22 protein-coding genes and 1 pseudogene are annotated in these 22019 nt (G+C 69.9%); 14 read left to right on the top strand and 9 right to left on the bottom strand.

Annotated elements, in window-relative coordinates; all coding sequences use genetic code 11:
- Nucleotides 1–208 precede the first annotated feature (208 nt).
- Nucleotides 209–376, bottom strand: a complete 168-nt coding sequence (locus QFZ67_RS03800) for a hypothetical protein (protein WP_307659654.1) — start codon at nt 374–376, stop codon at nt 209–211.
- Nucleotides 377–662: 286 nt separating this feature from the next.
- On the opposite strand from QFZ67_RS03800, the gene QFZ67_RS03795 reads away from it, so the two are divergent.
- From QFZ67_RS03795 to QFZ67_RS03785, 3 genes are all read left to right on the top strand, one after another.
- Entirely contained in the window at nt 663–1247 is a 585-nt protein-coding gene (locus tag QFZ67_RS03795) for a TIGR03086 family metal-binding protein (RefSeq protein ID WP_307659653.1), read from the top strand.
- Nucleotides 1248–1375: 128 nt separating this feature from the next.
- On the top strand, nt 1376–1717 hold the full coding sequence (locus QFZ67_RS03790; protein ID WP_307659652.1) for a hypothetical protein: 342 nt from the start codon (nt 1376–1378) through the stop codon (nt 1715–1717).
- Between the two features lie 97 nt (nt 1718–1814).
- Nucleotides 1815–2351 carry a hypothetical protein gene (locus QFZ67_RS03785; protein WP_307659651.1) on the top strand — a complete coding sequence of 179 codons (537 nt, stop codon included), beginning with the start codon at nt 1815–1817 and terminating at the stop codon, nt 2349–2351.
- A gap of 226 nt (nt 2352–2577) precedes the next feature.
- Here the strand turns inward: QFZ67_RS03785 and QFZ67_RS03780 are convergent, their stop codons facing one another.
- From QFZ67_RS03780 to QFZ67_RS03770, 3 genes are all read right to left on the bottom strand, one after another.
- Nucleotides 2578–3036, bottom strand: coding sequence for a CBS domain-containing protein (locus QFZ67_RS03780; protein WP_307659650.1), 459 nt, complete (start codon nt 3034–3036; stop codon nt 2578–2580).
- 310 nt (nt 3037–3346) lie between these two features.
- Nucleotides 3347–3646 (bottom strand): hypothetical protein, encoded by a 300-nt coding sequence (locus tag QFZ67_RS03775; RefSeq protein ID WP_307659649.1) that lies wholly within the window; start codon nt 3644–3646, stop codon nt 3347–3349.
- Between the two features lie 464 nt (nt 3647–4110).
- Nucleotides 4111–5370 (bottom strand): hypothetical protein, encoded by a 1260-nt coding sequence (locus QFZ67_RS03770; RefSeq protein WP_307665719.1) that lies wholly within the window; start codon nt 5368–5370, stop codon nt 4111–4113.
- 249 nt (nt 5371–5619) lie between these two features.
- Here QFZ67_RS03770 and QFZ67_RS03765 point away from each other — a divergent pair, with 249 nt between their 5' ends.
- Both QFZ67_RS03765 and QFZ67_RS03760 read left to right on the top strand, forming a co-directional pair.
- On the top strand, nt 5620–7104 hold the full coding sequence (locus QFZ67_RS03765) for a cellulase family glycosylhydrolase (RefSeq protein WP_307659648.1): 1485 nt from the start codon (nt 5620–5622) through the stop codon (nt 7102–7104).
- A 75-nt stretch (nt 7105–7179) separates the two neighbouring features.
- Nucleotides 7180–8478 carry an alpha/beta fold hydrolase gene (locus tag QFZ67_RS03760; RefSeq protein ID WP_307659647.1) on the top strand — a complete coding sequence of 433 codons (1299 nt, stop codon included), beginning with the start codon at nt 7180–7182 and terminating at the stop codon, nt 8476–8478.
- A gap of 102 nt (nt 8479–8580) precedes the next feature.
- Here QFZ67_RS03760 and QFZ67_RS03755 read toward each other — a convergent pair.
- Nucleotides 8581–8745: pseudogene (locus QFZ67_RS03755) on the bottom strand (FAD-binding protein); the annotation flags it as partial.
- An 80-nt stretch (nt 8746–8825) separates the two neighbouring features.
- Between QFZ67_RS03755 and QFZ67_RS03750 the strand changes: the two are divergent.
- The 6 genes from QFZ67_RS03750 to QFZ67_RS03720 all read left to right on the top strand — a co-directional run bounded on the left by QFZ67_RS03750 (nt 8826) and on the right by QFZ67_RS03720 (nt 14492).
- Nucleotides 8826–9410: a helix-turn-helix domain-containing protein gene (locus tag QFZ67_RS03750; RefSeq protein WP_307659646.1), complete on the top strand. Its 585-nt coding sequence runs from the start codon at nt 8826–8828 to the stop codon at nt 9408–9410.
- Nucleotides 9411–9492: 82 nt separating this feature from the next.
- Nucleotides 9493–10461, top strand: a complete 969-nt coding sequence (locus QFZ67_RS03745) for an NADPH:quinone oxidoreductase family protein (protein ID WP_307659645.1) — start codon at nt 9493–9495, stop codon at nt 10459–10461.
- Entirely contained in the window at nt 10458–11675 is a 1218-nt protein-coding gene (locus QFZ67_RS03740) for an acyl-CoA dehydrogenase family protein (protein ID WP_307659644.1), read from the top strand. The genes QFZ67_RS03745 and QFZ67_RS03740 overlap by 4 nt, the downstream gene beginning before the upstream one ends.
- Nucleotides 11672–12751, top strand: a complete 1080-nt coding sequence (locus tag QFZ67_RS03735) for an acyl-CoA dehydrogenase family protein (RefSeq protein ID WP_307659643.1) — start codon at nt 11672–11674, stop codon at nt 12749–12751. The genes QFZ67_RS03740 and QFZ67_RS03735 overlap by 4 nt, the downstream gene beginning before the upstream one ends.
- A 563-nt stretch (nt 12752–13314) precedes the next feature.
- The gene (locus tag QFZ67_RS03725; protein WP_307659642.1) at nt 13315–14169 is read left to right on the top strand and encodes a phosphatidylinositol-specific phospholipase C/glycerophosphodiester phosphodiesterase family protein; all 855 of its coding nucleotides are present in this window, start codon (nt 13315–13317) and stop codon (nt 14167–14169) included.
- A gap of 128 nt (nt 14170–14297) precedes the next feature.
- A complete protein-coding gene (locus QFZ67_RS03720; protein WP_215089395.1) occupies nt 14298–14492 on the top strand; it encodes a hypothetical protein in 195 nt (64 codons plus the stop codon).
- Here QFZ67_RS03720 and QFZ67_RS03715 read toward each other — a convergent pair.
- Both QFZ67_RS03715 and QFZ67_RS03710 read right to left on the bottom strand, forming a co-directional pair.
- Entirely contained in the window at nt 14482–14898 is a 417-nt protein-coding gene (locus QFZ67_RS03715) for a hypothetical protein (RefSeq protein ID WP_307659641.1), read from the bottom strand. The genes QFZ67_RS03720 and QFZ67_RS03715 overlap by 11 nt on opposite strands.
- A 132-nt stretch (nt 14899–15030) precedes the next feature.
- Nucleotides 15031–15387 (bottom strand): DUF779 domain-containing protein, encoded by a 357-nt coding sequence (locus QFZ67_RS03710; RefSeq protein WP_307659640.1) that lies wholly within the window; start codon nt 15385–15387, stop codon nt 15031–15033.
- Between the two features lie 149 nt (nt 15388–15536).
- On the opposite strand from QFZ67_RS03710, the gene QFZ67_RS03705 reads away from it, so the two are divergent.
- Together QFZ67_RS03705 and QFZ67_RS03700 are read left to right on the top strand one after the other, a co-directional pair.
- Nucleotides 15537–16103, top strand: a complete 567-nt coding sequence (locus QFZ67_RS03705) for a dihydrofolate reductase family protein (protein ID WP_307659639.1) — start codon at nt 15537–15539, stop codon at nt 16101–16103.
- A 60-nt stretch (nt 16104–16163) separates the two neighbouring features.
- Complete coding sequence (locus QFZ67_RS03700) at nt 16164–16610, top strand: nitroreductase family deazaflavin-dependent oxidoreductase (RefSeq protein ID WP_307659638.1); 447 nt, start codon at nt 16164–16166, stop codon at nt 16608–16610.
- Nucleotides 16611–16769: 159 nt separating this feature from the next.
- On the opposite strand, the gene QFZ67_RS03695 is transcribed toward QFZ67_RS03700, so the two are convergent.
- Entirely contained in the window at nt 16770–17276 is a 507-nt protein-coding gene (locus tag QFZ67_RS03695; protein ID WP_307659637.1) for a cupin domain-containing protein, read from the bottom strand.
- 392 nt (nt 17277–17668) lie between these two features.
- A complete protein-coding gene (locus QFZ67_RS03690; protein ID WP_307659636.1) occupies nt 17669–18514 on the bottom strand; it encodes a metallophosphoesterase in 846 nt (281 codons plus the stop codon).
- 544 nt (nt 18515–19058) lie between these two features.
- On the opposite strand from QFZ67_RS03690, the gene QFZ67_RS03685 reads away from it, so the two are divergent.
- Nucleotides 19059–22019 (top strand): AAA family ATPase, encoded by a 2961-nt coding sequence (locus QFZ67_RS03685; RefSeq protein WP_373430202.1) that lies wholly within the window; start codon nt 19059–19061, stop codon nt 22017–22019.

Genomic DNA, 22019 nt, shown 5'->3' with positions numbered 1-22019 from the left:
GGCCGCGGCCGCACTGCTGCGCGAGGTCCACGTTGCGAAGAGCGGCCGCCGGTCCGCGGCCATCATCGGCTGATGGAAACCGGCCGATACCGGTCGACGACGCTGGACGAGTCCCCCCGACGGTGACGGGGCTGCGCCACCGCCCAATTGTCGCCCCGAGCCGACGTACCGGTTCCTCGAGTCGGCGTTGGCGGTCGCAGTGGCTCGGTTACTCGGCCGAGAGGACTTCCTCGACATCTTCAAGGGATCCGTCCATGACGGTCGGCACGGTGAGCGGCAGCCCCAAGGGGTTGTCGAGCGTGTCGGCGTGCGCGCTGGGGGAGGGGGCGATGAGGGATGCCACGACGCCGGTGACGAGAGACGCAACAGCGGCCATGCTTCGCTTCTTCATGACCTGGTCAACGTCTGGTGAGCTCCGACGTCACGGGTGCAGGTGCCGGTCGGCGGGACGAGGGCAATCCTGAGCTTCGGTCCGGGGACTATCACGCGTCACGCCACCGACCAGCGGCCGGATCCCGCGCCCCGGCGTCCTCTTTCCCCGCGACCGTCGCACTCACAAGTTCTGCCGTTCGACCGATGAGTCTTGGCCACGGCCTCAGTCCAACTGCTGCACCCTCAATACCGTTCCAATCCCTGCCCGCCCGAAGGAATTGAGAAGGAACATGAACGCGATCGCCGACCGTTACCGCCGACACGCCGATGCCTTCGAGCGCAAGGTCGCCGCCGCGGGGCCCGATCAGTGGTCCAACCAGTCACCGTGTGAGGACTGGACGGCCCGGGACGTCGTGGGCCACATCCTCGACATGCACGCAGTGATGCTGCGCCCCCTCGACCGCTCTCTCAGCCCTGCACCATTGCTGAAGGACGACCCGCTGGGAGCCTTCAAGTCCGCCCGCGCCGACATCCAAGCCGTGCTCGACGACCCCGAGAGCGCCGGGACGGAATGCGACACCCCCAACGGCCGTATGACGGTCGAGCAGCAGATCGACCAGGTCATCAGCGACGACATGGTGCTTCACGGGTGGGACCTCGCCCGAGCCACCGGGCAGGACGACACGATGGACCCCGCAGACGTCGAGCGAATGTGGTCGTCCACCTCAGCGCTTCCGAAGGAAGTGCTGGAGATGCTGCGCACGCCGGAAGCGTTCGGTCCGGGCGTGAAGGTCTTCGGCCCGGAGGTGTCGGTCCCCGAGGGCGCCCCGCTGCAGGACCGGCTGCTCGGTCTGATCGGGCGCGACCCTCGCTGAGCACCACACCGAAGGTGAGTCGGCCGCGACGGCGCTGTAGCCCGGCCGGCCGCTCACCGGATGCCGCCCCGCCGGGAACCCGGCAGGGTGGCCTCCACCAGGACTTTCCGCACAGACGGGGACTGCCCATGTCCGTGACCGATCACCGGCGCCTCGGCGTTGTCGCCGGGGCAGCGCTCCTGTCCATCGCCGTTGCGGGCTGCTCCGGCCTCGGCCGCGACGCGGTGGGCACCATCTCTTACCAGACCGAGGGGGACCGCCACGTGATGGTGTCCAACCCCTCGGTCAAGGGCTGCCACCGACTCGGGTCCACCGGCGCGACTGAGGTCACCAACAACACGCTGGTCGACATCGTCCTGTATCCCAACCGCGACTGTTCCGGGGATGAGACGACGTATCTGGCGACGACGACGTCCGACCGAATCGCGCCACGCGCCCCCTCGTGGCGCAGCTACACCGTCGTCCACTGAGTGCCTTCATCAGTGGCCTCGGCCCGCGCGTGGAACGGAACCGGCGCTGTACGCATCTGGACTGCGGGGAACAGTAAGTGAATGGGGGAGAGTCTTGATGACGAGGGGCCAAGGTGTGCGCCGCGCGGGTGCCGTGACAGCGGTGGTCCTGCTCTGCTGTGGGCTGTTGGTGTCGTGCGGACAGGAGCGGCCGGAGCCGGGTGCAGTGGTGGCCGACGACGGTGGCGTCCAGGGGCGGTCGGGAGCGGCCGAGGGGAGCACGGATGAGACGACCGACGAGTCCGGAGCGGAACAGCCCGATCTGACGACCGAGGGCGACGGCGAGCCGGTTCTGACATCCGAGGAGGAGATGGCGGGCTGGTACGACGCGAAGGCCGACTTCCGCGACTACCTCGCCTCGAACAGCGTCAGGACCGACGACGTAGTGGCTCCGATGGCCGGCAAGGTCATCATCCGCAAGGTGGGGGACACCAATGAGGCGGAGATCAGGATGCAGGCGGGCTCCGGAACGTCTGAGGACATGCAGCGGGTGGCTGATGCGTTCGCCAAGTGGCGTCAGGACGTGTACGACGACACGGGCCGCGTGAGCGTCCTCGCCGGCGCCAAGATGGGTGGCATCGAGAAGGACTGGTAGCCGTCACTGAGGTCCCGAGAGGCCTCGCCGATCTCGGCGTAGGAACACCGAGCGGACGACACCGGCACATCAGGCCGTTGCTGCACTATTGCCACGCCCCCGGGATCACGGATGGCGATCTCGTAATCAAGCAGGCAGGGGTCCACTCACGCCTGCGGGAGATGCAGGCTGCTGAGTGGACGCGTCGGCAGCGATCGTCGAGCAGAACGCCAGTCGGAGAGTCGCCTCAGCCTCCGGACTGACCAGACATCCGAGCAGTCGAGTACACGCGGCTCGCAAACTCCGCGATTTGTTCGTCGCTCAGGTTCTTCGCGAGATTGGCCTCCGTGATCATGCCGACCAGACGGTGGCCACCTTGGACGTCGATCACCGGCAGCCGCTTGATCTGGTGTTCCTCCATGGTCGTCAGGACCTCGGTGGCGTCCGCTTCGGCATCGATCCAGTGCACCTTGGCATTGAGGGAGCCGGCCTGCACGGTCGCCGGGTCGACGCCTTCGGCGCAGCACTTGACGACAATGTCACGGTCGGTGATCAAGCCTGTGAGCTTGTTGTTGTCGCCGCAGATGGGCAGGCAACCGACGTCCAGATCGCGCATCATCTTCGCCGCCTCGAACAGCGACTGGTGCGCACCGACGCACTGCACGCTGCCGGACATGATGTCTCGGGCTCGCAGCTTCTCAGCCATGATTTCCTCCTGGCCTCTTCAGCGTTGTGTCCTCCGCCATCGATCACAACACGAATGGCTCAACACCGCTCCCCGGGGTGCGTCAGCAAGCCGGAGGAACCCATCTCGGCCGCGATCGAAAACGGATCCAGGCACTCGTATACCCGATGAGCGAGCATCCATGACGTGCGACGACGTCCAGGGTCCGGCGCGCCGCTGCGTCCTGATCCTTGCTGTGTAGGTTCCCGCCGGCAGTGCGATGAGGGGTGAGAACCCTGCTGTGCAGCGGCTGTCTGACCTGTCGGCCGAGGGCTGAACGGCTGTCGTTCTGTTACGGCTCCACGTGACTGAATCCCACCTCGAAGCGTTCGACCGAGACAACCTGTTGGCCTTCCCGGTGTGCGACTTCCTCGCGGAGCCGGGTTCCCCGGTCCTCGCTGGCCTGCATGGCCTGCTTGTCATCCCACAAGGTCAGCGACTTGGCCTTCCCGGAGGCTCGGTCAACGAGGTAGAACACGCCACGGAAGCCGGGAACTTCCTGGATCTGATTGAGAATCGCCTCCCAGTTCGCGGTCAGGTCTCCCTCCGCAGGAACTGGTGACCCCTCATAGGTGCTCAGCCTCGCGAACATCTGCCAACCCTTTCCTGCCCGGCTGCCGGCCGGGGGGACAGGCAGCTCCAGGACCAGGGTGCTCCGGCAGGCCGCACGCCGCATGCCGAGCCGGGCAGCGTGCCGTGCCCCGGCCGACTCGTAGGGCGGGCAGGTGCGGACCGGCAATTCGCCGGGATGCCGAGCATGTACTGCCCGGGGGCAGCAGCTCTGGGGCCGCGATGACCGCGAGCCTTGGCCAGTGCTTAAGCTGCGGCCCACTGATGGTGCGAACGGGGTACGGGCTCCCCCGATCGAGCAGAGTTTTCGTCGGAGCATTGCCTGTGCGGAGGGGGCGAGACGGGGCACGGGCCAGGCCGCGGGGAGGGTGGCGGCGCTGAGCTGGAGCAGCGCCTGCGTACTGGCACCTGTGGGGTCGCCTCAGACAACGGCTGCGGGCAGGGCGACGCCAGTGAGGCGTTCGGCTTCGGTCCACAGGCGCGTAGCTAGGCCGGGCGGCCCCCCGAGTGCAGGCTTTCCAGCCGCCGTTGCAACACTTGCAGCGCCCCGCGCTGACGGCCGGGAACGCTGCGGCGCAGCCTGACGAGACTCGGCGCGAGCGCCCGCGCCCGCGGCAGGTCCCGGATCTGCTCCCACTGGTGATGGGCGCGGTCGACCGCGCCTTCGACGTCCGGGTCGTCCGGGGCCTGCCGACGCGTCAGCCGCGCTTCGGCGGCGGCCATCCACAGCTGGCAGCTGAGGCCCGGATCCCGGGCGAGCCGGGCGAGATCGGCGCGTACTTCCAGCCAGTGGATCGCCTGCACCGATCCGGGGCCGTGGGTCCGCAGCTCCTGCTGCTCCCAGGCGGCGGCAGCGGCGGCGGCCTCGCTGTGCCGCCCGGCCTGCGCGGCAGCGAGGATCGCCGGATGCGGGTCGTCGGGCGAGGGGAGGGCTTGTGCGGTCGCGACCCGCGGGGTCGTGGCCTGCCGCGTGACCGCGACCTGCGTAACCGGGCTCGGGGCGTTCGCGGCCTGCGGGGGTGCGACCCGCGGGGCCGCGACCTGCGTAGCCGGTCTCCAGGCGGCCGCCGCCTGCTGTTCGGCCGCGGGCGTGCCGGCCGTCAGCAGCAGCGCCTCATCGCCGCCGGCCCGCGCCGCGGCCTGTTCGTGCAGCGCGGCCAGGTCCGGCCGTGCTCCACTGCGCCAGATCGCGGCGCACGCCTTCAGATAGTCGGGCGTCGCCGAGCCCCGCCGCTGCGGTGCCGGGGCGACGCGCCCGTACAGACGGGTGCCGCGCCCCAGGGCGAGGCCCTGCGACGCGACCTGTTGCCACGCCTCGGCGTCGGCGACCAGGTCGACTACCACGGTCGTGGTGCCGGGGGGCCGGATCGCCGTTTCGGCGATCAGCCAGTGCCAGGGGAGCGCCGTGTAACGCATGGTCGTCGGCGTGGTGCGGGCGAGCCCGAGATGCAGCAGCCGCTGCTTACGGTCGAGTTGGAGCTGGCCGGCGATATACAGGAACAGCGGCCCCTCCGCGGCCGCCGTCGCCCGGATCCGGGTCAGGACGGTCTGCGGGTCGAGCGGATCGGCGAGCTCGATCACCGTCGCGGCCGGGGTGCCGGTCAGCGCGCTGGGCGGGACGGCCGCGAGCGCGGGCAGCACGGAACTCGCGTCGATCAGACGCCCCTTGCCGACCGGCGCGGCCGCGATCAGCAGCGCGGTCCCCGGCGCCGCTGTGTCCCCTCCGGTGATCACCACACCCAGCACCGTAGCCGACGCCGCAGACAGCAAGCGCTCCGTACGTTGTGGTCCTCACCTCGCCACGCCTGCCCGGAGCGGGCGTTCACTCCTCAGCACCACGGCGGCACGGCGCGTCCGATCTCACCGCCGTCGCCGATCATTCTTGTCATGCCCCTTGCGGGACGGGGCCGACGCTGCTATTCCAGCCGGTTAGGAAAGTTTCCTTCCAGTCCTTGAAGTGAGTCCGCACCACCAGCCCAGGCAACGGAGACCCCCATGAGACCGGCACGGTTCTGGTTACGCTCGCTCGGCGGCGTCGGCACGCTCAGCGCCGCCCTGCTCCTCGGCCTCACCGCGGCACCCACCGCCCCGGCCGCCCCCACAGCGTCCGATGCCCCGGCGGCAGCCCCCGCCGCTGCCGTCACCCACGAGGCCGAGAACGCGGTCATCTCGCAAGGAGTCGTGGAGTCCAACCACACCGGCTTCACCGGCACCGGCTTCGTCAACTACAACAACAACACTGGCAGTTACGTCCAGTGGACGGTGAACGCCGCCCAGGCGGGCAGCGCGTCGCTCACCATCCGCTACGCCAACGGCACCACCACCAACCGTGCGATGGACATCACCGTCAACGGCGCCGCCGCGGCCACATCCCGCGCCTTCCCCGGCACCGGCGCCTGGACCACCTGGACGACGACCACCATCACCGCGAATCTCAAGGCCGGCGCCAACACCGTCCGGGCCACCGCCACCACCGCCAATGGCGGCCCCAACGTGGACCATCTCGCGATCGACGCAGGCGGCCCCGCCCCCGGCGGCAAGTCCCCCGTCGAGATCAACGGGCAGCTCAAGGTGTGCGGTACCAAGCTGTGCAACCAGTACGGCAAGCCCATCCAGCTGCGCGGCATGAGCACCCACGGACTTCAGTGGTACAGCCAGTGCGTGACCTCGGGCTCGCTCGACGCCCTGGCCACCGACTGGAACGCCGATGTCCTGCGCATCTCCATGTACATCCAGGAGGGGGGCTACGAGACCAACCCGCGCAAGTTCACCGACCTGGTCCACTCGATCATCGAGCAGGCAACCGCGCGCGGCATGTACGCGATCGTCGACTGGCACATGCTCAGCCCCGGCGACCCGAACTACAACCTCTCCCGCGCCAAGACCTTCTTCACCGAAATCGCGCAGCGTCACGCCAACAAGAACAACCTGCTCTACGAGATCGCCAATGAGCCCAGCGGCGTGAGCTGGTCGAAGATCAAGAGCTACGCCGAGCAGCTCATCCCGGTCATCCGGCAGAACGACCCGGACACGCCCGTCCTCGTCGGCACCCGTGCCTGGTCCTCCCTCGGCGTCTCCGAGGACTCGGACGAGACCGAGATCGTGAACAGCCCGGTCAACGCGTCCAACATCATGTACACGTTCCACTTCTACGCGGCATCGCACGGCACCGAATACCTCAACACCCTCTCCCGTGCCGCCGACAAACTCCCCATGTTCGTCACCGAGTTCGGCACCCAGACCGCATCCGGCGACGGCGGCAACAACTTCACCAGAGCCCAGCAGTACATCGATCTGATGGCGAGCAAGAAGATCAGCTGGTCCAACTGGAACTACTCCGACGACAGCCGCTCCGGCGCCGTCTTCAAGGGCGGCACCTGCGACAACAACGGTCCCTGGACCGGCACCGGGCCGCTCAAGCCTGCCGGCGTCTGGGTCCGTGACCGCGCCAGGACCCCGGACGACTTCCCGACGAGCTGAACCCGGTTCCGTACGTCTCCCGCCCGCCCGTGTGATCCCATGGGCGGGCGGGGGCGCACGGAGACAGGAGCAGCATTGACCAGCTATCGCCAACCGGGAGTCGTCCTCAAGGACCGGCGTTTCACCGTCCCGCTCGATCACGCCGACCCGACAGGGGAGCAACTGGAGATCTACGGCCGCGAGGTCGTCTCCAGCGCGCGGGCGGGCGCGGATCTGCCCTGGCTGGTCTATCTGGAGGGCGGCCCCGGCTTCGGCGCCCGCCGCTTCATCGGCAAGCAGGCATGGCTGGGGCGGGCGGTGCAGGAGTACCGCGTACTGCTCCTCGACCAGCGCGGCACCGGCCGCTCCACACCCCAGAACCGGCAGACCCTGCCGCTGCGCGGCGGACCACAGGCCCAGGCCGAGCACCTCGCCCACTTCCGCGCCGACAGCATCGTGCGCGACTGCGAGACCATCAGACAGCAGGTCACCGGCGGCGCGCCCTGGACCGTCCTCGGCCAGAGCTTCGGCGGATTCTGCGCCACGCACTATCTCTCCACCGCCCCCGAGGGACTGCGCACGGTGATCGTCACCGGCGGTCTGCCCGCCCTGGACGCCCCCGCCGATGACGTCTACCGGGCCGCGTACCCCCGCATTCAGCGCAAGGTCGAGGCGCACTACGACCGCTATCCGCAGGATGTGCGACGGGCCCGCCGCATCGCCGAGCACCTCGCCGAGTACCGGCCCGTGCTGCCCGGCGGCTACACCCTCACGCCCGAGGCCTTCCAGTCCCTCGGGATCCTGCTCGGCGGCGGCGACGGCAGCCACCAGCTGCACTATCTGCTCGAAGACGCCTTCGTCCGTACGGGACAGGGCCACGAACTCTCCGACGCCTTCCAGCAGGGCATGCTCGCCACCCTCTCGCACGCGGCACACCCGCTGTACGCCGTGCTGCACGAGGCGATCTACGCCCAGGGCGCACAGCCGACCGCCTGGGCCGCCGAGCGGGTACGCGCCGAATTCCCGCAGTTCGACGCGGCGAAGACGTTGGCTGGCGACGGGCCGCTGCTGTTCACCGGGGAGACCGTCCACCCCTGGCACTTCGAGGTGGACCCCGTGCTGCGTCCGCTGCGCGAGATCGCTGAACTGCTGGCCGCCCGCACCGACTGGACCCCGCTGTACGACCCCGCCAGGCTCGCCGCCAACGAGGTTCCGGTCGCCGCGGCCGTCTACCACGACGACATGTACGTCGACACGGAGCACTCGCTGCGCACCGCCCGCACCATCCGCGGACTGCGCACCTGGGTCACCGACGAGTACGAGCACGACGGGGTGCGGGCGAGCGGTTCCCGCGTGCTGGACCGGCTGCTCGCCCTCGCCCGCGGGGACGCCTGAGCGGGCCGTCGGCCGCGCGACGCTGCACGCCCCGCACCCGCGGCACCGGCCCGCGCCCGGCGGCCCCGCGCCGCACACCCCTCACGCCCCCGCGCCGCGCACCGCCGGGCCAATCCCGTCCCGCGACAGATAGCCGTGCGTGTGCGCGGTCGGCGGGTTGCGGGGCTCGCCCGCGTCCACCACCAGGACGCGGCGTCGCGAGCGCCCCGGAATCAGTGCCGCGCTCAGGCCCGCGGTTCAGCCGCCGATCACCACTACGTCGTACATCTGTGACCACCTCCGACACCGACCGCCGCTCCGGGCCGGCGGGATTGACAAACCACGTTGCCGTTTAGGCAAATAGATCCATGGACGACGACGCACGGCTGGACGCCGTACTGGACGAGGTGGGGCCGCGGCTCCGCAGAATCAGAAGGGAGCGCGGAGCCACGCTCGGTGCGCTCTCGGAGGTGACCGGGATCTCCGTGAGCACCCTGTCCCGGCTGGAGTCGGGGCGGCGCAAGCCGAGCCTGGAACTGCTGCTGCCCATTGCCCGGGCTCACCAGGTGCCGCTCGACGAGCTGGTCGGCGCGCCGCCGGTCGGTGATCCGCGGGTGCGGTCGAAGCCGATCGTCCGGCACGGCAGGACGATGCTGCCGCTCACCCGGCAGCCGGGCGGCCTCCAGGCGTACAAGGTGGTGCAGCAACCCGGCAGTGGCGAGCCGGAGCCGCGCACGCACGAGGGGTACGAATGGCTGTACGTCCTGTCCGGCCGGCTGCGGCTGCTGCTCGGCGACCACGATGTGGTGCTCGGCGCCGGCGAGGCGGCGGAGTTCGACACCCGTGTGCCGCACTGGTTCGGCCCGACGGACGAGGGGCCGGTGGAGTTTCTGAGCCTGTTCGGCCCGCAGGGCGAACGGATGCATGTGCGGGCCAGGCCCAAACGTGGCTGAGAGAGGTCTTCCCGAGCAGGCAAGCGACCGCTTAGTATGCGACTGAGCGTGGTACTGCCTACGGTTTGTGGAGGGCCCCGAAATGCAGGCATGGCGAGTGCACCGGAACGGCGAGCCGAGCGAGGTGATGCGGCTCGAAGAGGTGGAGCGGCCCACGCCGGGCGAGGGGCAGTTGCTGCTGAGGGTCCGTGCCGCGAACATCAACTTCCCCGATGCGCTGCTCTGCCGCGGCCAGTACCAGATCCGGCCGCCGCTGCCGTTCACGCCGGGCGTGGAGATCTGCGGCGAAACCGAGGACGGCCGCCGCGTGATCGCCAACCCCGCGCTGCCGAACGGCGGACTCGCCGACTATGTCGTCGCCGACGCCGCGGCCGTGCTGCCCGCACCCGATGCACTCGACGACGCCGAGGCGGCAGCCCTGCACATCGGCTACCAGACCGGCTGGTTCGGTCTGCACCGCCGCGCCCACCTCCAGGAGGGCGAGACCCTGCTGGTGCACGCGGCGGCGGGCGGCGTCGGCAGCGCGGCCGTCCAGCTGGGCAAGGCGGCCGGCGCGCGCGTCATCGGCGTCGTCGGCGGCGCGGACAAGGCGCGCACCGCACGGGAGCTCGGCTGCGACGTCGTCATCGACCGCCGCGAGGACGACATCGTCGCCGCGGTCAAGGAGGCCACCGGCGGCCGCGGCGCGGACGTCGTCTACGACCCGGTCGGCGGCGACGCCTACGCCAAGTCCGTGAAGTGCATTGCCTTCGAGGGCCGGATCGTGATCGTCGGCTTCGCCAGCGGCACCATCCCCAGCCCAGGCCTCAACCACGCCCTGGTGAAGAACTACTCGATCGTCGGCCTCCACTGGGGGCTGTACAACCAGATGGATCCGGCGGCGATCCTCGGCTGTCACGAAGAGCTGACCAAGCTCGCCACCGAGGGTGCCATCAAGCCGCTGATCAGCGGACGCGTCGCCATGAAGGACGCGGCCGACGCCGTCCAGCGGGTCGCCGACGGCACCACCACCGGCCGCCTGGTCGTCATCCCGGAAGGAGAGAGCCGATGACGGACGCCTCCGAACTGCGCAGCCGTACCAAGGAGCTGCTCGCCGCACACCCTCCGGCCGACACGGACCGTACGGACTTCCTGAAGGCACGCTTCGACGCGGGCCTCGCCTGGGTGCACTACCCGAAGGGGCTGGGCGGACTCGACGCCCCGCGCGCCCTGCAGGCCGTCGTGGACGCCGAGTTGACGGCCGCGGGCGCGCCTGACAATGACCCGGGCCGTATCGGCATCGGCCTCGGCATGGCCGCGCCGACCATCCTCAAGTACGGCTCCGAAGAGCTGAAGCAGCGCTTCCTGCGGCCGCTGTGGGTCGGCGAGGAAGTGTGGTGCCAGCTCTTCAGCGAGCCCGGCGCGGGGTCGGACCTGGCCGCGCTCGGCACCCGCGCGGTACGAGAGGATGGGGGCACCTCCCGCTCGAGCGAAGCCGAGAGTGGGGGAGACTGGGTGGTCAACGGGCAGAAGGTGTGGACGTCCAGCGCCCACGTGGCCCGCTGGGCGATCCTCATCGCCCGCACCGACCCCGATCTGCCCAAGCACCGCGGCATCACGTACTTCATCTGCGACATGACCGACCCCGGCGTCGAGGTGCGGCCGCTGCGCCAGATCACGGGTGAGGCGGAGTTCAACGAGGTCTTCCTCACGGACGTGCGGATACCCGACGCGCACCGGCTCGGCGAGGTCGGCGAGGGCTGGAAGGTCGCCCAGACCACCCTGATGAACGAGCGCGTCTCGATCGGCGGCAGTCGTATCCCGCGCGAGGGCGGCATGATCGGCCCGATCGCGCAGACCTGGCGCGAACGCCCCGAGCTGCGCACGCACGATGTGCACCAGCGGCTGCTGACCCTGTGGGTGGAGGCCGAGGTCGCCCGGCTGGCCGGGGAACGGCTGCGCCAGCAGCTCGCCGCCGGACAGCCCGGCCCCGAGGGCAGCGGAATGAAGCTCGCCTTCGCCCGCCTCAACCAGGAGATCAGCGGTCTGGAGGTGGAACTCCTCGGCGAAGAGGGCCTGTTGTACGAAGACTGGACCATGCGCCGCCCCGAATTCGTCGACTTCACCGGGCGCGACGCCGGCTACCGCTATCTGCGTTCCAAGGGCAACTCCATCGAGGGCGGCACCAGCGAGGTGCTGCTGAACATCGTCGCGGAACGCGTACTCGGTCTGCCCTCCGAGCCGCGCAACGACAAGGACGTCGCCTGGAAGGACCTGGCTCGATGACCGATCTGCTGTACTCCGAGGCCGAGGACGACCTGCGCGCCGCCGTACGCTCCCTGCTCGCCGACCGCGGCGACACCGCGTCGGTGCTGGTGCGCGCCGAGGCGGGCGCGCCGTACGACGCCGAACTGTGGAAGGCGCTCGCCGGTGACATAGGCGCGGCGGGCCTTCTCGTACCGGAGAAGCTCGGCGGGCAGGGCGCCTCGCACCGGGAGGCCGCGGTGGTTCTGGAGGAGTTGGGCCGTAGCGTCGCGCCCGCGCCGTACCTCACCAGCTCGGTGATCGCGACCGAGACGCTGCTCGCCCTTGACGTTCAGGCCCCCGAAGTGGGCGGCCTGATCGAGGAGTTGGCGACCGGCCGCAAGTCTGCCGTACTTGCCGTGCCGCTGTCGGCCTCTCCGCACGGGCCGCTTCCCGTCGACGCACCCAGGATCACCGGGGTCGCGGACGCCGCCGTCGCCGATGTGCTGCTCGTACTGAAGTCCGACGGGCTGTACGCGGTCGACAAGGCGAGCGTCACCGTCGAGGCGCAGACCCCGCTCGACCTGACCCGTCCGCTCGCCGCCGTCACCGTCGGCGACACCGCGCAGGCAACGCGCCTCGCGGACGCGGCAACCGCCGAGCAGGCAGTACGCCGCGGCCTGCTTGCCGGGGCCGGACTGCTCGCCTCCGAGCAGCTGGGACTCGCCGAGTGGTGTCTGGAGGAGACGGTCCGTCACACCCGAGAGCGGCACCAGTTCAACCGTCCGATCGGGTCCTTCCAGGCGCTCAAGCACCGTATGGCGCAGATGTGGCTCGAGGTCGTCTCGGCCCGCGCCGCGGCGCGCAACGCCGCCGACGCCCTTGCCACCGGCAGCCCAGAGGCCCCTCTGGCGGTGGCCGTCGCGCAGGCGTACAGCTCCCGGGTCTCCGTGCACGCCGCGGAGGAGTGCGTTCAACTGCACGCCGGAATCGGCATGACCTGGGAGCATCCCGCGCATCTCTACCTCAAGCGTGCCAAGGCCGACGAGATCGCCCTCGGCACGCCGGGACGTCACAAGGAGGCGCTGGCCGAACTGATCGACCTCCAGGCTCCGTAGGGGCCGGAGGCAGTCGCACCCTTTCAGGCCGCCGCGCTGACCACCGGCGCGGCGGCCTGCCCAAACCCGGGAGCGGCACGGCAGGCGGTAGGGGCGCGAGGGACTCGGCTGTCGTCGCGTCGCGTACGAGCCCGAGGACCCGTACGAGCCCGACACCATCGGCCGGACGCCGGGCCGCGTCGTCGTCGACGGCGCCCCGGCCCACGGCCGGCGGCACCGGGCCCGGTCTCAGCGCACAGCCATCGGCGTCGTATTCCAGCAGCCGAGGCTCGCCGCCGACCCGCGGCCGCCGCTGCGCGAGCTGATCGCAGAGCCGCTGCGCGCGAGTATCGCCGAAGCCGAAACCGCCTTACGCGAAAGCGAGTTGATGCAGGCCGGTCGGCCTCACCGACGAACTCCTCGCCTGCCGCCGGGCCGCGTGCGCCCCTACGACTCGCCCTCCCGGCGGCCCCCGCTGACGCCCCGGTGACAGATGGCCGAACTCTTCCCCGGACTCCGCCCCTTGGCGGCCCCGGCACGCATACTCCACGGTGTCCCGTCCCACCGTCCCGCCCGGAGTCACGATGCCGCTCACCACCCGCCGCAGAGCCGTCACCATCCTCGCCACGGCCCTGGCAGGAACCGTCGCCGCACCCGCGTACGCCCACGCGGCCGAGAGCAGGGGACACGGCCCCCTCCGCCGAGCCCACGCCCACAACGACTATCTCCACCAACAGCCCCTCCACGACGCCCTGTCGCACGGCTTCACCAGCGTCGAGGCCGACATCTTCCTGGTCGACGGGGATCTGCTCGTCGCCCACGACCCCGCGGACCTCGACCCGACCCGCACGCTGCGCTCGCTCTACCTCGACCCGCTGCTCGCGCGTGTGAAGGCCAACCACGGCTCCGTGTACCGCGGTTACCACCGACCCGTCCAGCTGCTGATCGACATCAAGACGGACGGCGTCGCCGCCTATCTCGAACTCGACCGTCAGCTGCGGCACTACCGGCGGATGCTGAGCAGCTACTCCCACGGCCACGTCCGCCTCGGCGCCGTCACCCCCGTCATCTCCGGCGACCGTGCGGCCCGCGTGCCCATGGAGGCCCAGCGTGTCCGGTACGCCTTCTACGACGGCCGGCTCGACGACCTCGGCAGCGCCGCTCCCGCCTCCTTCATCCCGCTGATCTCCAGCAACTGGACGCAGAGCTTCAGCTGGCTCGGCGTCGGCCAATTTCCCGCCGCCGAGCGGGAGAAGCTGCACGCGATCGTCGCCGCCGCCCACGACCGCGGTCAGCGCGTCCGCTTCTGGGCCACCCCCGACGTCGCCGGCCCGGAGCGCGACGCTCTGTGGACCGAACTGCTCGCCGCCCGCGTCGACCACATCAACACGGACGACCTGGCCGGCCTGGAGCGCTTCCTCCGCGCCCGCGGCCAGTAGGCGGGAGGCCGCCCCAATCCCCGCCACACATCACCCGTACGCGGACACGCCAGTCGGCCGTATGGGCCCTCCGCTGCGCCAGACTGACCGCCGAATGCCGCAATTCCGCGCGGCGGAGGAGGTTGGCGATGGCCATTTCGATCTCGATGGTGCTGCTTCTGCTGGTGCTCGCAGTGATCTTTCTGCGCAACGGCGGGCTGAAGCTCTCCCACGCGATTGTCTGCGCTCTGCTCGGGTTCTTCCTCGCGGGCACGAGCATGGCGCCGACCATCCAGGACGGCATCGCGGCCACCGCCAACGTGGTCGGCAGCCTCAGGCCGTGACGTCCGCCGGCAGCTCGAAGTAGCTGCCGCGGACGTCGTCCACGTGCACCACATGCCTGCCGACGCGGACGATCTGCGCCGGCCCCACCCGCCAGGAGCCGCACGCTCCTTCACTGTCCGGCAGTGGCGTCCACACCTCGAGGAACGTACTGCCGTCGGGGTTCACACCCGTCTCGATCATCCGGTCGCCCGACCGCTCCAGCGTTCCCGCATCCTCGCCCGGCTCCCCGATGTCATGGTGGAAGTGGACCTGTTCGCCGTCGTACGTGGTGATGCCGGCGAAGCCGCGGCTGTCCGCGTAATAGGCGTCGATCTGGAGCCAGACCACGTGCTCGTTCTCCTGCAGCGGTCCATCGTTGCGGCTGATTCCGGCGCGCAGCCATGCGCCGCGAGTGGGGGCGTTCACGTCTCCCAGCATGTCAGCCGGCGCGCGGCCGCCGTCGACTTCACCATCGGCCAGCGCGGCGCCTATGCCGAGGTCTTCGACATCATCGTGGCGGTACGGGACCGGGAAGGGCACTCGGGCCGCAGCCGAGGCTCAGCCCTCCACCACATGCGACCGGATCAGGAACCGCACCCCCTCCGGTGCCTCGAGCGAGAAGCCGCTGCCCCGGCCCTCGACGACATCGACGACGAGCCGGGTGTGGCTCCACACCTCGTACTGACTTCTGGAGATCCAGAACGAGACCGGCTCCTCGACGCCCTCCACCCGGAGGGTCTCCAGGAGGACGTCGGACTCGCCCGTACGGAATTCCCCGTCCGGGTAGCACATGGGCGCGCTGCCGTCGCAGCAGCCGCCCGACTGGTGGAACATCAGCGGACCGTGGGCGGCCCGCAGCCGCCGCAACAGACCGGCGGCTGCGGGGGTCAGCTCCACGCGCGGGGACTGTGTCATCCGCCCAGCAGAGCACCGGCGAGGTTGCAATGCCGTTGCGGGCCCGTTCGCGGAGGATTTCTCCTCGGGGATGTCGATTGCGCGCGATCCCGTTCGACATACCTGTGAAAGCGCCCGTGGGGGCGCGCCAGGCACGCGGAGGAACGGCCATGCGGAAGATCATCTACTGGGTTCACACCTCGCTCGACGGACACATCGACGGCCCCGGCGGAGCCTTCGACTGGCCCGTCCTCGGACCGGACCTCGCCGCCTACGGCGACGCCCTCAACGAGCGCGTCGACACCTTCCTCTACGGCCGCGTGGTCTGGGAGATGATGTCCGGCTTCTGGCCCAACGCGGAATCGATGTCGAACGACCCGCACGACCTCGCCTTCGCCCCCGTCTGGCGGCGCACCCCGAAAATTGTCTTCTCCAAAACGCTGCAACAGCCCGAGGGGAACGTCCGCGTGATCGACGGCAACCTTGCCGAAGAGGTCACCGCCCTGAAGCAGAGCCCGGGCAAGGACCTGCTGCTCACGGGCGGTTCGACCCTGGCGGGCGCTCTCACGGAGCTCGGCCTGATCGACGAGTACCACATCGTCGTACACCCTGTGGTCCTCGGCGGCGGCAGGCCGCTGTTCCGCAAGCCGAAGGAGCGACTGACCCTCCAGCTCGTCGATTCGCGTTCGTTCGACTCGCGGACGGTGCTGCTCCGCTACGAACGCCCCCAGGGATGATTGCCTGGCTCCAGGGCGTTCAGCCTGCCACGAGAAGTCTTCGACGATGGGATGGATGGCATGCCGCTTGAGGGTGAGTACGAGCCGAGCCCGGAGAAGTGGGTACGCGACCAGGTAGAGACGTACGAGAGCTCCGGCGGCACCAAGGGCACGACGATGCGGGGCATGCCCGTCATCATCCTGACCACCCGCGGCGCCAAGAGCGGCAAGATCCGCAAGTCCCCACTGATGCGCGTGGAACACGAGGGCAGGTACGCGGTGGTCGCCTCGCTGGGCGGTGCGCCCAAGCACCCGGTCTGGTACCACAACGTCGTCGCCGACCCACGGGTGGAACTGCAGGACGGCCCGGTCCGCAAGGACATGAAGGCCCGTGAGGTGACGGGGGACGAGAAGGCCCTGTGGTGGGAGCGCGCGGTCGCGGCCTACCCCGACTACGCGGACTACCAGAAGAAGACGGACCGCGAGATCCCGGTCTTCGTGGTGGAGCCGACGGCCGAGGAGCACTGAGCCGCAGGACGGACGACGGAGAGCGGCCCTTGGACCGGCAGGCGGGCCGTCCAAGGCCTGTGGGCGCCTTCTGGGCCGGCGGCTCGCTCCGCTCGCGGCGCGCGGCCTCGGCTCAGCGCCGGCCGTGCTGTGCCGTGTCACCGTGCCGGGTCGGGGCAGCTACTCGCCGACAAGTTTGAGCCGGTACCTTTCGGTCAGTTCGGCGACCCACTCGTCCGAGAACCCGAGACCGTACTTCTCGCCCAGCTCGGCGCGCCGCTGGACGAACTCGGCAGGATCGGCCGCCGTCTCGGCGACCGTGCCCATCTCTTCGAAGAACCGCTCGAAGCCGGCCGGGGAGAGGATCTCCAGAATCCTCGCCGGTTCCGGTCCGGCATTCCAGAAGGTGTGCAGGATCCCTCGCGGCTTGAGGATGTACGAGCCAGGGCCTGCCGTGGCCTCCTGGTCACCCACCCGCGCACCGACGTGGCCCTGAAGGACGTATGAGAACTCGTCCTCGCGGCTGTGTACGTGCGGCGGTACGAGACGACCCGGCTCGATCGGGTGCTCGACGACCGAGAACTGGTTGCCGGTCTCCTCCCCCCAGATCTTGAAGTCGACTCCTATGCCGGCGAGCCAGATCGACTTGCCCTCGGCCGGTTCGATTACGAAGCGGAGAGCCCCCATGACGGCCTCCATATGTCGTATCCGTCATTTTCTGCCAGCCTATGCCTGGTATGCGAGGGGTGCCCAGCGAGAGCCTGTAAGGCGTACGGCGCGGCCGAGGCCGTGACAGTGGAGACCCCGGGCGCAGCGGCCAGGAGCCTCGCTTTGTCACGGCCCGGCTCAGCCGTCGCGGTCACTCATGTGAACGAGGGGTGAGCAGGGATCTCGGAAGGTCGCGGGTTGCTTTCCCCAGAGGCGGAGGCCGCCGCGGGGGCAGTCGTCGAAGTCTCGCCCGGCCAGCTCGGGTGACTTCCGCACCCGCGCCCATGCGTTCGCGGCGTTCACCGTCTGATGGCGCATGCCGCCAAATTCTGTCGACTCGGCGGCGACGACACCGTCCGGCACTGTCCGCCTCAGCGCGAGACCGGAAGGATTCGGCGGGGCGGCACCGTGCGTGGGTGGCCGGGCCGGCGCCACTCGCGCGGGTAGCCGACCGAGACCTCCTCGAAGCGGACCCCGTCGTACACCGTCGACCGGGGGATGTGCAGGTGGCCGTAGACCATCGCCGCGACATTGAATCGGCGGTGCCAGTCGGCGGTCCGCTCCGTACCGCACCACAGGGCGAATTCGGGGTGGTGCAGCACGCGCGTCGGTTCACGGACCAACGGGTGGTGGTTGACCAGCACGACGGGTATCGCCGGGTCCAGGGCGGCCAGTCGTACCTCGGTGTCCTTCACTCTGGCCTCGCACCATGCCTCCCGGCTCTCGTACGGATCGGGATGCAGCAGGAACTCGTCCGTGCACACCACGCCCTGCTCGTAGGCCGCCGCGAGCGCCTCCTCCCTGCTCAGCCCGGGGCTGGTGCGGAACGTGTAGTCGTACAGCAGGAAGAGCGGGGCCACTGCCACTGGACCCTGGGGGCCGGGCCAGACCGGGTAGGTGTCCTCGGGGGTGACGACGCCCAGGCTTCGGCAGAGCTCGACCAGATACTCGTAGCGCGCGACGCCGCGCAGCTGGAGCGGGTCCTCGCGCGGGGTCCACAGTTCGTGGTTGCCAGGTGCCCAGACGACCTTGGCGAAATTCGAGGCGAGGGTGCGCAGCGCCCAGGCGATGTCCTCCGACATCTCGCCGATGTCTCCCGCGACAAGGAGCCAGTCGTCCTCCGACTCGGGGCGCAGATCGGCGACGATCTTGCGGTTCTCCGGGTAGGAGATGTGGAGGTCACTGATGCCCAAGAGGCTTCCGGACGTGTGTCCCACCTGCTCTTCTTCCTCTCGACTCAGTGCGAAACGTGACGGTGACCGGTCGAGGCCGGACCGTCCGCCAGAATCGCACGCGCGGGCGGTACGGCATAACCCCCAACGTCCCAGGGGCAGTTCTTCGCCCAGCGCGTCACCAGCTCCGCACATGCCAGCGCTGGATCGCCGGATCCTGGAAGGCCTCCATCACAGCAGCGGCATCTGTGAGCAGCCATGGACGCGGCAACACATCACCCCCGACGGGCAGAGTCGGCTGGTCAGTGGCGGCACCCTTCCTCGACCACACCCAGGAAGCCGCCACCACAGGACGTGTGCCTGCAATCCCACCCTTCGGATGACAAGACCGTCGATCTTGCACCTGATGGGACGTCATGCCAGTACCGTCGCCCAGTGGGTAGTGCTTCGCTGGTGACGGGCCGGTTCCGGGCCCTGAATCGGTGCCGAGGGAGTGTGCGGAGGTGCGTGCGTGAAGGAACGAGACAGGGGAGCCCATCGGGGCAGCGACGCTGTTGGATGGCACCGGGGTCGGGGGCCTGGATCTGGGCTGCTGCTGGAACGTGAGAGCGAACTGCATGCCGTCACCGACGCCTTGGCCAACCTTTGTGGCCAGAAGGCCGCGAGAAGCAACGGCGGCGGGCTGGTGGTGTTCACCGGGGCGGCCGGGCTCGGCAAGACCAGCATGCTCGCGGAAGTACGGCGCATCGCCCTGGAGCGCGGCTGCGGGGCCCTGTTCGCCAGGGGCGGCGAACAGGAGGAGGGTCTTGCCTTCCACGTGGTCCGCCGCCTGCTCCAGCCTGCGTTGGCCGCGCTGTCCGAAGTGGAACGCCGTGAACTCCTGGGCGCGTGGTACGAGATCGTCGGCCCGGCGCTGGGGCTGTTCGCGGCTCCGGATGATGTGGCGCATGGGAAGGACGGCGAGAAAGCCGCGCTGCCCGACCCGCAGGGAGTGCGGGACGGTCTCGACTGGGTGGTGACCCGTCTGGCGATGCGCGACGCGCCGCTCGTGCTGATTGTGGACGACGCGCACTGGGCCGACGGCGAGTCGCTGGCCTGGCTGGCCTCTTTCGTTTCCAAGGTTGAGGACCTGCCGCTGCTGATGGTGCTGGCCTACCGGCCCGACCAGCTTTCCGAAGAGGCCGAAGGACTCCGCCGGATGGCCGGGAGGAACGGCGTGCGGCCGCTTGGCCTGGCCGCGCTCACCCAGGAAGCGGTCGCCGAACTGTTGCGCCGGGAACTCGGCGAGGATGCCGAGTACGGGTTCTGCCGCGAGTGCTGGGTCGTCACCGGTGGCAACCCGTACGAGGCGGTGGAGCTGACCGCCAAGGTACTGGAGCGCGGCATCCTGCCGACCGAGGAGAACAGCCCTTTGCTGCACGATCTGGCCGCTGCTGTCAAAGGCAGTGGTCTGGTCGCCCGTCTGCGGCGGATGGGCCCGACGGCTGTGCGGCTCGCCTGGGCGGTGGCCTTGCTGGGCACCGAGGCACCACCCCAACTGGCCGCGAACATCGCGAGCCTGGGCCCGGCGGAAGTGACCGACGCCGCCGACCGGCTGCGGGCGGGACGCATTCTCACCGGCAGCGACACCCTGGAGTTCGTCCACCCGCTGATCGCCACCGCGGTCTACCGGGCGATCCCGGGAGCGGTGCGGGTTGCCATGCACGGCCAGGCCGCCTGGGCGCTCCTCGACGCCGGTCAAGGCCCTGTCGCGGCGGCCCGTCACCTGCTGGAGACACAGCCGGAGCGGGACCCGGCGGTGGTGAAACACTTGCGTGACGCCGCACGGGCCTATCTGCGGGCCGGTGCGCCGGATGCAGCCCGCCGCTGCCTGGGAAGGGCTTTGCAGGAGCCTCCCCCGGCCGATGTGCGCGCTGCCGTGCTCTACGAGTTGGGCTGCTCATCGCTGCTGCACTCGCCCGTAGCCACGGTCAATCATTTGCAGTCGGCGTTGGAGGAGCCGCAGGTGACACCTGCCCTGCGTGAGGGGATCACCCTGCGCCTGGCCCAGGTTCTGGCACACACCGACCGGCTCGCGGAGGCGGCCGAGACGGTCGCCAAGGAGGCGCGCGAGGCGGTCGATTCTCGGGCCCGGCTGCGGATGCAGGCCTGGCATTTCATCTGGTCCGCCTTCCGTGTCGACGAGCCGGACTCTGCCGCGCGCTCTCGTCGCCTGGCCCGCCTTGCCGATCGACTGACCGGCCGAGATCTGACGGAACGTTATATTCTGGGCCTGCGGGCATGGGACGCCATGGTTCGCGGTGAGCGGGCGGACAACGTCGTGGACTATGCCGAGCGTGCCCTGCGTGACGGGATGAGCTGGACCGACCCGGACTGGGGCTTCGAGGTGCCGGTCCTGGTGGCACTGACGTTTATGTACTGTGACCGGCCACACCGCACGGAGGAGCTGTTCGCCGCGGGTATCGCGGAGTTCGAGGCCGCAGGGTGGCGCGGCGCGCACTTGTCCTACGGCTACGCACTGCTGGGCTACGTCCGCTACCGACGGGGCAGGCTCGCCGAGGCGGAGGACTTCGCCAGGAAGGGGCTGGACGTCGCCGAACGGGTGGGGGAGGGCGTGAGCGCGCGGTGCAATGCCGTGGCCATCCTCATCGAGGTGCTGCTGGCCAAAGGCGAGATCGCCGCCGCACAGGAACTGGCCGAGAGCCATGCCTTCGGAGATGACTTCCCGAGGGCGATGATGTTCCCGCCACCGCAGGCGGTGCACGGGGAGCTGCGCCTCGCCCAGGGCCGCACCAGGGAAGCGGCGATGGACCTCGCGGCGGCGGGGCGGAGGCTCACAGCGCGAGAGATGATCAACCCAACCTTGAGCCCCTGGCTCGGCCATCTGGCGCTGGCCGAAGCCGAGGAAGACCTCGAAAAAGCACGGGATCTGGCCCTGCAGGAGGCTGACCGCGCCGAGCGTGCGGGCATCGCCTCACAGGTGGGGATGGCCCTGCGCGTCGCGGCAAGCCTCACCGAAGGTCCGGAAGGCCTGCGCCTGCTGGAACGGGCCGTAGCCTGCCTCGAGCAGTCGCCGGCAGCCTATGAGTACGCACGGGCACTGGCGGATCAGGGCTCAGCTCTGCGGCGTGCCGGGCGGATCGAGGAATGCGCGGAGCAGCTGTATCTGGCGATGGATCTGGCGGCGCAGTGCGGAGCCGAGGCGCTGGCTACGACGGCCAGTCGCGAGCTTGCCGGCCTCGGGCTGCGACCGCGACGGCTGCGCGGCGACACGGCGGCGGAGTCGCTGAACCAGGAGGAGCGGAAGGCCGCCGAGCGGGCCGCGCTGGGCAGTTCCAACGAACTGATCGCGGAGGAACTGCGGATGGACGATACGCAGGTGGCCCGGTTGTTGTCCTCCGTGTACAGAAAGGTCGGGACGGACAGGGCGGGCCTGCGACGGGCGCTGCGGCTGCCGGCACCCAGATCGCTGAGCCTTGTTCCGTCTCGCGCGGATCCGGCCGGCCCGCAGGCCTTCGGGCCGGGGGCGGGCAAGCGAGGGGAAGGGTAG

The organism is Streptomyces sp. V1I1, assembly GCF_030817355.1.
Taxonomy (GTDB): Bacteria; Actinomycetota; Actinomycetes; order Streptomycetales; family Streptomycetaceae; genus Streptomyces.
Note: the sequence above shows the minus strand (reverse complement) of the source record. Positions and strands in the feature narration are given on the sequence as shown.